Origin of the sequence: Accumulibacter sp. (assembly GCF_029255125.1) — a bacterium.
Classification (GTDB): Bacteria; Pseudomonadota; Gammaproteobacteria; order Burkholderiales; family Rhodocyclaceae; genus Accumulibacter.
This window is the reverse complement of the sequence record NZ_JAPUVR010000089.1, coordinates 1-12,507: the sequence shown is the minus strand read 5'-3', so window position 1 is coordinate 12,507 and position 12,507 is coordinate 1. Positions and strand designations below refer to the sequence as shown.

Below are 12,507 nucleotides of genomic sequence, written 5' to 3'. Positions count from 1 at the left end.
TACGCTTGGCGGCCATAGCTCTTTGGACCCACCCCTTCCCATCCCGAACAGGACCGTGAAACGAAGACGCGCCGATGATAGTGCATACCTCATGTGTGAAAGTAGGTCACCGCCAGGCTCCCCCTCCCACAAAAACCCACCCCAACCGAACACAAATCGGTGCGGTGGGCTTTTTGTTTTCTGTGAGCAGCGAACGGTGCATGCAAGGGTCGTCCCAGCTTGCGGGCAACTCGCCTAGCCGGCTCGGGCGCGGTCGTTGGCTGCGGTTTAGCCGTCCGAGAACCTGCGGTATTCTGGGCCAAGGGGCTCGGCATGCTTTCCGCGATGATCTGCGGCAGGCTGTCGTTGTGCGCGAAGGAAATTTGAGCCGCTGACATCGGTTAGAATGACGCGTGCGGCAAGCGAGGTGACCCTTCGAACGACTTCATCCGGATACGCCATGCCCGAAACCTTCCACATCACGCTGACTGGAAACGCGCTACCCGGGTTTTCGCTGGATCTAGCTGCACGCGGTTTGGCAACTGTCATGCGCATCGATCAGGCTCAGGCGCTCAAGCTGCTGTCGGCGGGCGAAACGATTGTCAAACGCAACGTCGCGGCTGATCAGGTGCAACGCTACATTGACGCGATGGCGCGCGTCGGGGTTGAAGCGCGCGCCGAGTCGGCGGCAGCGTTATTGGCGGCGACCGGATTGCCCGAGGCCGACGCATACGCCCCCGCATTGACGCCAGTCAAGGCCCCGCGGGCACCGGGTGGGGCGCCTGATCTTTCCCTGGCGGCGCCGCAGACGGGCGTGCCGCCCGTCGTGCCGGTGCCTTTCCCGCGGCCAATCGCCGGCTGGGCGGCAACTGGCGGCGATGAGTCGGAAGCCGCGCGAGGCCCGCGTGCGGCAACGCCATGGGGGTCTTCTCTGCCGGAGGATCTGGCGGGGCGCACACCTGTGGGCGACGCTGGGTCGAGTGCGGGCGCTGCCCCTTGGTCGCATTCCACGTCATTGGTCGAGGGCAGCAGCGCGCCACAGCTCGCGGCGGCGGCCGCGCCGGCTGAGCTTGCTCTGGTTGGCGAGGACCCCCCATCGGTCGAGACGATCGACTGTCCGGCGTGCGGCGCGCGGCAACCGAAAAGAAATCTGTGCCGGGAATGCGGCGCCGACATGCCGCGCATCCTCGCCAGTCGGGAGGTCCAAGAGAAGAGCGTGGACGGCTCGGTTTATGCGCCGCCCAAGGCGATCGTACGCGATTTCGTCGCTGAAATTGGAGAAACGCCGCGTTGCCTCGGCTTTTCTCTGCGCGGACGGATCGGCCGACTGCGCTATCTGGCGTACAGCCTGCCAGGTTACGTGGTGACGTTCATTTCTGTCTTCATGGTAGGCGCGCTGAACGGCAGAGGTGGCTCACCGTCCGTCGGGGCTGTTGCTGTCGTGGTTGTCATTGGCCTGTTAGGGGTGTTTCTCAGTATTCGTGTGGTCATCTTGCGCTTGCACGATCTAAACCGGAGCGCTTGGTGGATATTGCTGGCGGTCGTTGCTGCACTTACCCTTCCGTTTTCGCGGGTCGGTGTCGGTGTCGGGGTCTTGGTGATAGGTGGCCTTTATTTGGTAGCGTCCCTGGTGCTGGTGTTTTGGCCAGGAAGTCGACAAAGCAACAACTACGGGTCACCGCCGGGTCCGAACACACTGTGGACTGTGCTCGGTGCTCTCGTGACGATCGGTCTCTCGCTTACCGGGACGGCCACTTCGCCGCCGGGCAAGCTCGGGTCCGGCGGTTTTGAAGCTACTTTCGGCGGCGAGAGGCAGCGCCGCTAGCCGCTCCGGCGAGGGTGAGGCGGTCTTCGCCTCAGGCTTCGTACGCGCTCAGGCGCTGCGCAATCGCCTGCAAGGCGGCGAGGCCGCGGGCGGCAACTGGGACGCACCGGCCGTTCGGCACGTGCGCTTCGTCGGGATTGATCCGGATCAATTCGCCGCGGCAGCGCTCGCCCATCAGGCGCACGGTAGGGATGTTCGTCCCGGCGCCGATTTCGATGACCACCAGACGTTCAACCTGGCGCAGCCAGCGTGTCAGGCGTTCCTGCTGGGCCGCGCTGCGCGCGTCGTGCCAGCCCCAATCGCCGAACATCAGAACGTTCGGGCGGGCGATTGCGGCGCAGCGCCGGCAGCGCGGAAAGTCGTTGGTGAGCACGCATCGCGTTTCGTCGACGGCGGGCTGGAAGTCGTCGGCCGGCCAGATGCCGGCGTGACATCCATCCAGGCACTGCAGGTAGTGGATCGAGCCATGGCATTCGCTGATCCGCTTGGCGTCGAAACCAGCTTTGTGGAACTGGCCATCGACATTGCTGGTAAACACGAACGCGCCGTGTGTCATTCTTTCGGCGAAGCGGCGCAGCAGCGCAAAACCCTGGTGCGGCGTGGTTTGCCGGTAGAGGTTCAGGCGATGTCCGTAAAATCCCCAGGCAAGGCGGGGCTGAGCAGCGAAGGCGGCGGGGTTGGCAATCTGTTCGAAAGCGATGCGGGCTTGCCCCAGTGCCGGGTAGGCGCGCCAGAAGCCGTGCACGCCGCGAAAATCGGGCAGTCCCGAATCGACGCCGAGACCCGCTCCAGCCGTGATCAGCAAGCCATCGGCCTGGTTCAGCAGGCGAGCGCAACGATCGTAGTCGGGCGACGTCGTCATAGTCCGCGCGCCCACGCCGGGCGCAGTGGTGCGCCCGCCGGATTGGCAATTGCCTGGCGAATCTGCGCCAGCAGCCGATCTTTGTCGGCTCCCAGCGTTCCCTTGAGGATCAGCCAGTTCGAGGCATGGTCGCTGCGCAAGACCGTTCGTTCGAGGTTGAGCGCGGCGACGAAGCCTTCCATTTCGACGAAGAGTTCGCGTTGCGTCAGTGGCCGCCAAGTGGGAAAAGTGCTGCGAAAACGTTCCTCGCCCGGTGGTAGCGTGACGACCAGCGTTGCCAGATACTCGGGCTGCGTCGCGTTGGCCAGGCGAGCCGAGTTTTCGGCGTGGCGCAGCGATAGCTCGGGTCCGCCGAGTCCGTTCAGAATCATCACGGAACGCTTGATTCCGGCCTCACCAAGCTGGTCGAGCGCGGTGCGTGTCGAGGCGAAGGTCTCGCCTTTGTTGACGCGTTCGAGCACCTCGTCGTCGCCCGACTCGGCGCCGACGTAGGCGATCGACAGCCCGGCCGCCGCCAATTCGCGCAACTCGCTCACCGACTTGCGTCGCAGATTGCGCGGCAGGCAATAGCTGGCAACCCGCCGGACAGCCGGCAGATGCCGACGAATCGCGTGCAGGATGGTGAGCAAGCGGCGCGTGGGCAGAACCAGCGCGTCGCCGTCGGCGAGAAAGACGCGCCGGATGGCGTCGCCGAAGCGTTCGCCGATGCGTACGATGCTTTCCAGAACCTCACTCTCGGCGCGCGCGCGAAAGCGCTTTTGCGGCGCGGTATACATCTCGCAGAAGGTGCAATGGTTCCATGAACAACCGTCGGTGACCGGCAGAATCAGCGACTCGGCCTCGCTCGGGGGCCGATAGACCGGTTCGACGTAGCGGATAGGTAAAATCGCGGGCAGCATTCGGTGTGCGGGCAGCGGGTTTGGCAAGCAAGCCTGACAGATTGGCAGACCAGCAAGTGTAGCATCGTCGGCGGCGCTTGCTCGAACCGGGAAGACGCTGCAGGTCTCGGTAGCAAGTCCCTTGAAATGCAACACCACATGTAATAGCGTTCGAGCTTTTGCCCTCAGGGAGGAGGTCACCATGGTCGCAGCCGGACGAATCACCGCTTACGAACCGATTGAAACCGCCAGCCGCGACGAGCTGACTGCCTTGCAGATAGAACGTCTGCGCTGGTCGCTGCGCCATGCCTATGACAATGTCGCGCACTACCGGCGCAAGTTCGACGCCCGTGGCGTCCATCCCGACGATCTGCGCACGCTTGACGACCTGAGTAAATTCCCATTTACCGACAAGGACGACCTGCGCGAGAACTATCCTTTCGCGATGTTCGCCGTGCCGCGTGACCGAGTGGTCAGAGTGCACGCTTCCTCTGGGACGACCGGGCACCCGACGGTCGTCGGCTATACGCAGAAGGATATCGACATGTGGGCAGCGCTGATGGCGCGCTCGATCCACGCCGCTGGCGGACGGCGCGGCGACATGGTGCATATCGGCTACGGTTACGGCTTGTTCACCGGTGGTCTGGGGGCGCATTACGGCGCCGAGCGGCTGGGCTGCATGGTCGTTCCGATGTCCGGCGGGCAGACCGAGAAGCAGGTCCAGTTGATTGCCGATTTTCAGCCCGACATCATCATGGTGACGCCGTCGTACATGCTCAACCTGGCCGACGAGTTCAAGCGGCGCGAGATCGACCCGGCGGCAACCAAGCTGCGCGTCGGTCTGTTCGGCGCTGAGCCATGGACGCTGCAGATGCGCAGCGAAATCGAAACGACTTTTGCCATCGACGCGATCGATCTTTACGGGCTATCGGAAATCATTGGGCCCGGCGTGGCCAGCGAGTGCATCGAAAGCAAGGACGGGCCGGTCATCTGGGAGGACCATTTCTACCCGGAAATCATCGACCCGACAACCGGCGAAGTGCTGCCCGACGGCAGCCACGGCGAACTCGTGTTCACCTCGTTGACCAAGGAAGCGCTTCCGATGATCCGTTATCGCACGCGCGACCTGACTCGACTGTTGCCGGCAACCTCGCGCTCGATGCGGCGGATCGACAAGATTACCGGACGCTCGGACGACATGCTGATCATTCGCGGGGTGAATGTCTTCCCCTCGCAGATCGAGGAACTCATCCTGAAACAGCCCAGACTGTCGCCGCACTACCTGATCGAGGTCTGGCGCGACGGCCATCTCGATTCGGTGGCCGTCGACGTCGAACTGAAGCGCGAGTATCGCTATCTGTCGCCGGTGGACAAGGAATACGTCGCCAACGCCCTGCAGCGCCACATCAAGTCCTTCGTCGGCATTACCACCGAAGTGCGCATCGTCGATATCGGCGGCATCGAGCGTTCGCTCGGCAAGGCGCGGCGGGTGATCGACAAGCGCCCGCGAGAGTGAGCCGGCTGGCGCGCGGCAAGCGGCGCTCAGGCGAGCGTCACAGCCGTGCCGCTGACCGCGACCATCAGCATGCCGTTCGTTTCACCGAGAACCTCGTAGTCGATATCAACGCCGACGACCGCGTTGGCCCCCAGTTTCTGGGCGGCGTCGGCCATTTCGGCGAAGGCGGTTTCGCGGGCGCTGCGCAAGGTCTTCTCGTAGGCGCCGGCGCGGCCGCCGACGAAATCGCGTACGGCAGCAAACATGTCCTTGAGGAAATTGGCGCCGATGATCGCTTCGCCGGTGACGACGCCATGGTAGCGGGTGATCGAACGGCCTTCGATGGCCGGGGTGGTGGACATCAACATGACGCTTTTCCTTTCGCTGGGTGACTGGGGAAGAGTGGGACAGAACAGGGTCGACGGACGAAGATCGGGGAGGTGGACGCCGGCCGCGCGGCGCTGGCGCGCCATTGCCCTGCTCAGGGCGAGCGAGCGGGTGTGCCGGCTTTCGCGCGACGGGCAAGCCAGTCGCGTACCGCCAAGCCAGTGCCGAAATCCCAAGCTTTGAGCTTCTCGGGCGCGATCAGCCGATACTCGGCAAGTTCTTCGTTGAGGACGATCGCCCCGCTGGCGACGACATGGTAGGCGATGATCACCTCGTGCCGGCGGGCAAACGGGTAAACGCCGATCAGGCTGACCGCTGAGGTGCTCAGGCCGAGTTCTTCCTCGACTTCGCGCGCGACACCGTCGGCCGGATCCTCGTCGCGTTCGAGAAATCCGGTGATCAGACCGAAAGCGCCTGGCGCCCACGCCTGATTGCGGGCGAGGACGATCCTTCCCTGCAATTCGACCAGCGCGGCGAGCACCGGTGCGGGGTTGTCCCAATGGACGAAGCCGCACGAAGAACGACAGCTCAGGCGTAGCCGGCCGGCCGCTTCGAGCGTCTCCAGCCGGTCGCCACAGCGCGGGCAGAACTCCCACTCGCTGTTCATGCCGTTTGCGCCAGGTTGCGCAGGTCGCCGATCAGACGATCGACCGTTTCCGGCGTCGTATCCCAGCCGCACATGAAGCGCGCGCCGCCGGCGCCGATGAAGTTGTAGAACAGCCAGCCGCGTTCGCGCAGACCTTGCTCGATGCTGCTCGGCAGGCGGACGAAAACGCCGTTCGCGTCGACCGGAAAGAGTGCCGGCAGGCCGGCTGCTTCGGCGAAGCCGGCGGCGAGCCGGCGGGCCATCGCATTGGCGTGTTGCGCGTGCCGCAGCCAGGCGCCGTCGGCCAGCATGCCGAGCCAGGGGGCGGCCAGGAAGCGCATCTTCGAGGCGAGCTGGCCGGCCTGCTTGCAGCGGTAGGCAAAGTCTTCGGCCAGCCGGCGGTCGAAAAAGACGACCGCCTCGCCCACCGGCAAACCCATCTTGGTGCCGCCGAAGCACAGCACATCGACGCCGGCGCGCCAGCTCAGGTCGGCCGGGCTGACGCCGAGGGCGGCGACTGCGTTGGCGAAGCGTGCGCCGTCCATATGCACGCGCAGCCCGAAATCGTGCGCGACCGTGGCGACGGCGCTGATCTCGGCCGGTCGGTAGACGGTTGCGACCTCGGTCGTCTGCGTCAGGGTGACGACCTTCGGTTTCGGGTAGTGGATGTCGCTGCGTCGGGTGACCGTCTCGCGGATGGCCGAGGGCGTCAGCTTGCCGGCTTCGCCGCCGACGGCGAGCAGCTTGGCGCCGTTCGAAAAGAACTCCGGAGCACCGCATTCGTCGGTCTCGACGTGCGCAAGCTGGTGGCAGATGACGCTGTGGTACGACTGGCAGAGTGCGGCGAGCGCCAGCGAATTCGCCGCCGTGCCATTGAAAACGAAGTAGACGTCGCAGTCGGTCTCAAATACTTCGCGCAGACGGTCGGCGGCGCGCAGCGTCCATTCGTCGTCGCCGTAGGCGCGCGCCTGGCCTTCGTTGGCCGCGACCAGCGCGGCCAGGGCTTCCGGGCAGATGCCGGCGTAGTTGTCGCTGGCGAAGTGCTGCATCAGCGCGCTGCCGGGCGTGTGGCGGGCGACGCGCGCTTCACAGGCGCTCGGCGACCCAGCCGGCGACCGAGGCGAGGGCAGCCGGCAGTCCGCTCGGGTCGCTGCCGCCGGCCTGCGCCATGTCGGCACGGCCGCCGCCCTTGCCGCCGATCTGCCGGGCGACCATGTTGACCAGCTCACCGGCTTTGACTTTGCCGCTCAGATCGGGCGTCACGCCGGCGATCAGCGTGACCTTGCCGTCGCTCGTCGAGGCGAGGACGACCGCCGCCGATTTCAGCTTGTCGCGCAGTTTGTCGATCGTCGAACGCAGCGTGTTGACGTCGGCGCCTTCCATGTCGGCGGCGACGACGCGTACTCCCTTGACGGCGACCGCCCGGGCCAGCAGGTCGTCGCCCTGCGTTGCTGCCAGCTTCGCCTTCAGCCGGGCAATGTCCTTTTCCAGCGCACGCACGTTGTCGAGCACCTGTGCCAGGCGCGCCGGCACTTCGCCGAGCGGTGCCTTGACCGCTGCCGCAGCGTCGGCGAGCACCGCCTGTTGTTGCTGCACGAAAGCGACCGCGGTGTCGCCGGTAACCGCCTCGATACGCCGCACGCCAGCCGCGACGCCGGTTTCGGCGACGATCTTGAACAGGCCGATGTCACCGCTGCGCACGACGTGCACGCCGCCGCACAGCTCTTTCGACGACCCAATCGTCAGAACGCGCACCTCGTCGCCATACTTTTCGCCGAAGAGCATCATTGCACCGCTGCGCCGGGCCTCTTCGAGCGGCAGGATCTGCGCCTGGCTGGCGACGTTGGCAAGGATTTCATTGTTCACGATGATCTCGACGCGGCGGAGTTCGTCGGCGCTCATCGGTGCCGTGTGGGCAAAGTCGAAACGCGTCTTCTCGGCGTCGACGAGCGAGCCCTTCTGCTGCACGTGGCTGCCGAGAACCTCGCGCAGCGCGCGGTGCATCAGGTGCGTCGCCGAATGGTTGCGCACCGTGCGTTGCCGCGCCAGCTTGTCGACGCGCGCCGCGACATTGTCGCCAAGGCGCACGATGCCGGTGCGCACCAGCCCCTGGTGACCGAAAACGCTCGCCTGGATCTTCTGCGTATCCTCGACCGAAAAAATCCCCTGCGCCGTCTGCAGCGTTCCACGGTCACCCACCTGGCCGCCCGATTCGGCGTAGAACGGCGTGTGGTCGAGGACGACGACGCCGACCTCGCCTTCGGCAAGCTGATCGACCGGGCTGCCCTCGCGGTACAGGGCGAGCACCTTGCCGGCCGCCTCCAGCGTCTCGTAACCGTGAAAAGCGGTTGCCGGGCCACTATAGTCGAGCGCCGCTGCCATGCGGAACTTTCCGGCGGCGCGCGCCTGCTCCTTCTGGCGCGCCATCGCGGCGTCGAAGGCGGCGACGTCGACGCTGACGCCGCGTTCGCGACAGACATCCGCCGTCAGGTCGAGCGGGAAGCCGAAAGTATCGTGCAGTTTGAACGCGGTTTCGCCGTTGAACACGCCGCGCCCGGCGAGGGCGGCGAGTTCGCCCTCGAGAATGCTCATCCCGTGTTCGATCGTCTCGAAGAAGCGGACTTCCTCCTGGCGCAGGATCTCGCTGACGCGTTCCTGGCCGGCGACCAGTTCGGGGTACGCGTCGCCCATTTCGCTCACCAGATCGGGCACCAGGCGGTGGAAGAAGGCGGCGCGCGCGCCGAGCTTGTAACCGTGCCGGATGGCGCGCCGGATGATTCGACGCAGCACGTAACCGCGCCCCTCGTTGCCGGGAATCACGCCGTCGGCAATCAGGAAGGCACAGGCGCGGATGTGGTCGGCGAGTACGCGCAGCGACGGATTGTCCATGTCCGCGCACGCGGTCTCGCGCGCCGCGGCGGCGATCAGGCGGACGAAGAGGTCGATCTCGTAGTTGCTGTGCACGTGCTGGAGGACAGCGGCCGTCCGTTCCAGCCCCATTCCGGTATCGACCGACGGTTTCGGCAGCAGGTGCATGACGCCGGCTTCGTCGCGATTGAACTGCATGAAGACGTTGTTCCAGATTTCGATGTAGCGGTCGCCGTCGTCGTCGGGCGAACCTGGTGGGCCGCCGGGAATCCCTTCGCCGTGGTCGTAGAAGATCTCGGTGCACGGCCCGCACGGGCCGGTATCCCCCATCATCCAGAAATTGTCCGAAGCGTAGCGGGCGCCCTTGTTGTCGCCGATGCGCACGACGCGCTCGCTGGCCACGCCGATATCCTTGGTCCAGATGTCGTAAGCCTCATCGTCTTCGGCGTAGACGGTGACCCACAGGCGATCAGGCGGCAGTCCGTAGACCTCGACCAGCAGCTCCCAGGCGTAGCGGATCGCGTCGCGCTTGAAATAGTCGCCGAAGGAAAAATTGCCCAGCATCTCGAAGAAGGTGTGATGCCGCGCGGTGTAGCCGACATTCTCCAGATCATTGTGCTTGCCACCTGCGCGAACGCACTTCTGGGCCGTCGTGGCGCGCAGGTAAGGCCGCTTGTCGAAACCCAGGAAGACATCCTTGAACTGGTTCATGCCGGCGTTGGTAAACAGCAAGGTCGGGTCGGCGTGCGGCACGAGCGAACTCGAAGCGACGATCTGGTGACCTTTCGAGGCGAAGAAGTTCAGGAACTTGTCGCGGATTTCAGCGCTTTTCATGGGGGTTTTCGTCCGGCTGCGGGGGGTAGTTCGAAGAGTCGCGATTCTAACTTGAAAGTATCGTCAGCGCCCGCCAGCCGAGACTTCCGCGCAGTAGCGCGGCTGCCGTCGCGGGCCGTTCAGAAACCGGCGAAAAGGTCGAGGCGATCGCTGAACACGGCCTGCACGCCGCGCCGACGCAGTGCATGCGCCGCCGACACGTCGTTGACCGTGTAGGCGAGGACGGGAATCCCCGCCTCGCGGGCACTGGCCAGCACGCCATCGCCGAGCCGGTTGGCATCGACATTGAGCGTCGCTGCCTCGAGTTCGGCAACGCGCTGGCGCCAGTCGTCGTCGACTTGCTCGTAGAGGCAGGCCAGCGGCAACTCGGCAACGCTCGCGCGTGCGGCGTCCAGCGCTGCCCGCGAAAAGGACGAGACGAGCGGCAGCGGATGGCCCGCCCAGAATTCGCGCACGCAGCGCGCGACGACCTCGCCGGTCTCGGCCGCGCGCCCGGCGGCCGGCTTGATCTCGACATTGGCCTGCAGGCCAAGCTGCTGGCAGAGGGCGGCCGCCGCGGCCAGCGTCGGCAGCGGCTCGCCGGCAAACGCCGGGTGGTGCGCTGCACCCGCCTCGAGTCCGGCCAGCACGCGGTCGGCCGTTGCCGCAAGCGGCCCGCGACCGTTCGTCGTCCGCTCCAGCGTTTCGTCGTGCAGCAGCCACGGCGTTCCGTCGGCCGAGAGCATGACGTCGAATTCGACCACGCGGAAGCCGAGGCGAGCCGCCAGACGCAAGCCGGCGAGGGTGTTTTCCGGGGCCAGCGCACCGCCGCAGCGGTGAGCAAGGACGTGCGGCAAGGCCCAGGCCAGCCGCTTGCCGCTCACTTCAAGACGCGTGCGCGCAGTGCCGCCGGGAGAACCGCGTTGCCGCGCTGGACGGCGATGTCGAGCGCCTGCTTGGCCGGCGTGCGGCCCGACCACGAGGCCTCGAGTTCCTCCTCGACGATGATGCGCACCGGTTCGATCTGCGAAACGCGCAAGGCGCGCAGGGCAAGCGGACCCTGCAATTGGCGACGGGCAACGTTCAGCCCGGCGAGGTCGGCCTTCAGCAGCTTGCTGCCCGCAGCGGCCACAGCGGCCGGAGTCATCGGCAGAAAACCCGCGGCAGCGGTCATTTCCACTTGTTGTTCAGCGTCCATCAGGAAACTGACGAAACGCGCGACCGCCTTGTACTCGGCCGGCTTCTTGCCGGCGCCTATCCACAGCGAAGCGCCGTCGGCGAGCGTCTGATAGGGTGCGCCCTGCGCATCCTCGTGGTAGGGCAGCGCGGAAACCCCGGTGTCTGCCTTCCGGCTGTCGCTCAGCGCCGCAAAAAGGGCTGAGGAGCTGGTCAACATGCCGCACTCGCCGGCCGCAAAGCGTCGGTCCGCTTCGTCGCGCCGCCCGAAATAGATGAAGAAACGCGCCTTCGCCCAGGTGGTCATCATCGCCGTATGCTTGACCTGCACCAGGCTGTTGAACTTCAGCCGGCCTTTCGCGTCGGCGACCTCGACACCGTTCCAGGCACTCTGGTTGTCGATATGCACCCAAGACGGCCACGACGTCGTGTACGGGCAGGCAACTCCTGCGTCGAACAGCTTGTCGGCGGCATTCTGTGCCTCAGCCCAGGTCTTCGGCGGCTTCTCCGGGTCGAGCCCCGCCTTGCGAAAGGCCGCCTTGTTGATATAGAGCACGGGCGTGCTCCAGGCGATCGGCAGGGCAAACAGATTGCCCTTGGCATCGTCCAGTCCGACATGCAACTCGGGTGGCAACTGGCGGCCATCAAAGCTTTCACCCGCTTCCTTCATGACCACGTGCAGCGGCCTGAAACTGGTGTGCGCCGCGACGAACTTGGCTTGCTCCTCGCGCGTGGCCAGGTTCAGGTGCTTCGGCGCGTCACCTTGCGTACGCCGTACAAGCTGGACCTTGTAGTCGTTCTGCCGCGAATTGAAACGCTCGACGATCTTCTCGACGCGCTCGGCGCGCTCCTCGTCGAGTTGATGCGAAAGGTCTATGGCAAGCGGTGCAGCGACCGCGGCCGAACTGGCAAGCGGTACAGCAAACGCGACAAGCAGCACGGCGGGGAGTTGTCTGAGGGAGGGCATGAGGATCCTTCGGGCGAGGAAAAAAAAGCGCCAATTATAGGCGCAGCAGCCCGGAATCGGCGTTTGTCACCTACCCGGCGGGTGCAATCGAAAGTGCGACCCGCGCCGAGGTGGTTGGCGTTGTCCGTCGGCACGAGACAGATGGGCGCAGGTGAGGTAAATAGCCCTGGGTCACGTCAACCTGGAGCGAAAGCCATGGCAGAACGGTGGACGAAAGTGGAGGAGCGAGGCAATCCGAGTCGGAGTTTGGAAGAGCGGTTGCGAGCCCATCCTGAGCTCAGCGCCAAGATGGAGTCGTTGTTGGCGGTGGTCGAGAACGCGAGCGGCGATGTCGAGAAGGCGGCGGAGGCGGAGCGGCGGGTGACGGAGGAATTGCGGCAGGTGGGCAACGAAGCGTTGCACGGCTGGGCGCGAGGGCAAGCGCAGCGGAAGGAAGAAGATGTGGCGCAACAACCCGGCATTATGGAGCACCCATCCCCCCTGCCAGACCGCCAGCTTGGCGAAAATAGTCCTGTTTTCAATGAACAGGAGTACTTTTCATGGCAGACCTTGACGTGGTAGCCGCCCTGATCAGGAAGCGCGCTGAGCTGGCCGACCTGATCGAGCATCAACAGAAGGAACAGAAGGAAATAAAGCGTTTGACGGAAGTTCTCGCCCACATCGAGGCGACC

At 65.2% G+C, this 12,507-nt stretch carries 11 protein-coding genes and 1 rRNA gene; 4 read left to right on the top strand and 8 right to left on the bottom strand.

From position 1 onward, the window contains the following. Positions 1–4 precede the first annotated feature (4 nt). Positions 5–118 (top strand): 5S ribosomal RNA (gene rrf / locus Q1L59_RS07355). 408 nt (positions 119–526) lie between these two features. Beyond that, complete coding sequence (locus Q1L59_RS07350) at positions 527–1,804, top strand: DUF805 domain-containing protein (RefSeq protein ID WP_300330217.1); 1,278 nt, start codon at positions 527–529, stop codon at positions 1,802–1,804. Positions 1,805–1,835: 31 nt separating this feature from the next. Here Q1L59_RS07350 and Q1L59_RS07345 read toward each other — a convergent pair whose 3' ends face one another. Next, the gene (locus Q1L59_RS07345) at positions 1,836–2,666 is read right to left on the bottom strand and encodes a Sir2 family NAD-dependent protein deacetylase (protein ID WP_300330214.1); all 831 of its coding nucleotides are present in this window, start codon (positions 2,664–2,666) and stop codon (positions 1,836–1,838) included. Next, positions 2,663–3,565 carry a radical SAM protein gene (locus tag Q1L59_RS07340; RefSeq protein WP_300330211.1) on the bottom strand — a complete coding sequence of 301 codons (903 nt, stop codon included), beginning with the start codon at positions 3,563–3,565 and terminating at the stop codon, positions 2,663–2,665. The genes Q1L59_RS07345 and Q1L59_RS07340 overlap by 4 nt, the downstream gene beginning before the upstream one ends. A 181-nt stretch (positions 3,566–3,746) precedes the next feature. Between Q1L59_RS07340 and paaK the strand changes: the two genes are divergently transcribed. Continuing rightward, entirely contained in the window at positions 3,747–5,060 is a 1,314-nt protein-coding gene (paaK, locus tag Q1L59_RS07335) for a phenylacetate--CoA ligase PaaK (RefSeq protein ID WP_300330208.1), read from the top strand. A 26-nt stretch (positions 5,061–5,086) separates the two neighbouring features. On the opposite strand, the gene Q1L59_RS07330 is transcribed toward paaK, so the two are convergent. The 6 genes from Q1L59_RS07330 to Q1L59_RS07305 all read right to left on the bottom strand — a co-directional run bounded on the left by Q1L59_RS07330 (position 5,087) and on the right by Q1L59_RS07305 (position 11,836). Then, the gene (locus Q1L59_RS07330) at positions 5,087–5,407 is read right to left on the bottom strand and encodes a heavy metal-binding domain-containing protein (protein ID WP_300330205.1); all 321 of its coding nucleotides are present in this window, start codon (positions 5,405–5,407) and stop codon (positions 5,087–5,089) included. A gap of 113 nt (positions 5,408–5,520) precedes the next feature. Then, complete coding sequence (locus Q1L59_RS07325; protein WP_300330203.1) at positions 5,521–6,033, bottom strand: NUDIX domain-containing protein; 513 nt, start codon at positions 6,031–6,033, stop codon at positions 5,521–5,523. After that, the gene (locus Q1L59_RS07320; RefSeq protein ID WP_300330200.1) at positions 6,030–7,061 is read right to left on the bottom strand and encodes a low specificity L-threonine aldolase; all 1,032 of its coding nucleotides are present in this window, start codon (positions 7,059–7,061) and stop codon (positions 6,030–6,032) included. The genes Q1L59_RS07325 and Q1L59_RS07320 overlap by 4 nt, the downstream gene beginning before the upstream one ends. A gap of 37 nt (positions 7,062–7,098) precedes the next feature. After that, a complete protein-coding gene (gene alaS, locus Q1L59_RS07315) occupies positions 7,099–9,714 on the bottom strand; it encodes an alanine--tRNA ligase (RefSeq protein WP_300330197.1) in 2,616 nt (871 codons plus the stop codon). Between the two features lie 119 nt (positions 9,715–9,833). Further along, positions 9,834–10,577 carry a glycerophosphodiester phosphodiesterase gene (gene ugpQ / locus Q1L59_RS07310; protein ID WP_300330194.1) on the bottom strand — a complete coding sequence of 248 codons (744 nt, stop codon included), beginning with the start codon at positions 10,575–10,577 and terminating at the stop codon, positions 9,834–9,836. Continuing rightward, on the bottom strand, positions 10,574–11,836 hold the full coding sequence (locus Q1L59_RS07305; RefSeq protein WP_300330191.1) for an extracellular solute-binding protein: 1,263 nt from the start codon (positions 11,834–11,836) through the stop codon (positions 10,574–10,576). Before Q1L59_RS07305 ends, ugpQ begins: the two co-directional genes overlap by 4 nt. Before the next feature lie 195 nt (positions 11,837–12,031). Here Q1L59_RS07305 and Q1L59_RS07300 point away from each other — a divergent pair, with 195 nt between their 5' ends. Further along, positions 12,032–12,397 (top strand): hypothetical protein, encoded by a 366-nt coding sequence (locus Q1L59_RS07300; RefSeq protein ID WP_300330189.1) that lies wholly within the window; start codon positions 12,032–12,034, stop codon positions 12,395–12,397. Positions 12,398–12,507: the final 110 nt, after the last annotated feature.

Excerpts from the sequence above, each read along its gene's own strand:
- Q1L59_RS07325 (WP_300330203.1), bottom strand. The coding sequence starts at position 6,033 with ATGAACAGCGAGTGGGAGTTCTGCCCGCGCTGTGGCGACCGGCTGGAG.
- Q1L59_RS07305 (WP_300330191.1), bottom strand. The coding sequence starts at position 11,836 with ATGCCCTCCCTCAGACAACTCCCCGCCGTGCTGCTTGTCGCGTTTGCT.
- Q1L59_RS07350 (WP_300330217.1), top strand. The coding sequence starts at position 527 with ATGCGCATCGATCAGGCTCAGGCGCTCAAGCTGCTGTCGGCGGGCGAA.
- Q1L59_RS07345 (WP_300330214.1), bottom strand. The coding sequence starts at position 2,666 with ATGACGACGTCGCCCGACTACGATCGTTGCGCTCGCCTGCTGAACCAG.
- paaK (WP_300330208.1), top strand. The coding sequence starts at position 3,747 with ATGGTCGCAGCCGGACGAATCACCGCTTACGAACCGATTGAAACCGCC.
- alaS (WP_300330197.1), bottom strand. The coding sequence starts at position 9,714 with ATGAAAAGCGCTGAAATCCGCGACAAGTTCCTGAACTTCTTCGCCTCG.
- Q1L59_RS07300 (WP_300330189.1), top strand. The coding sequence starts at position 12,032 with ATGGCAGAACGGTGGACGAAAGTGGAGGAGCGAGGCAATCCGAGTCGG.
- Q1L59_RS07340 (WP_300330211.1), bottom strand. The coding sequence starts at position 3,565 with ATGCTGCCCGCGATTTTACCTATCCGCTACGTCGAACCGGTCTATCGG.
- Q1L59_RS07320 (WP_300330200.1), bottom strand. The coding sequence starts at position 7,061 with ATGCAGCACTTCGCCAGCGACAACTACGCCGGCATCTGCCCGGAAGCC.
- Q1L59_RS07330 (WP_300330205.1), bottom strand. The coding sequence starts at position 5,407 with ATGTTGATGTCCACCACCCCGGCCATCGAAGGCCGTTCGATCACCCGC.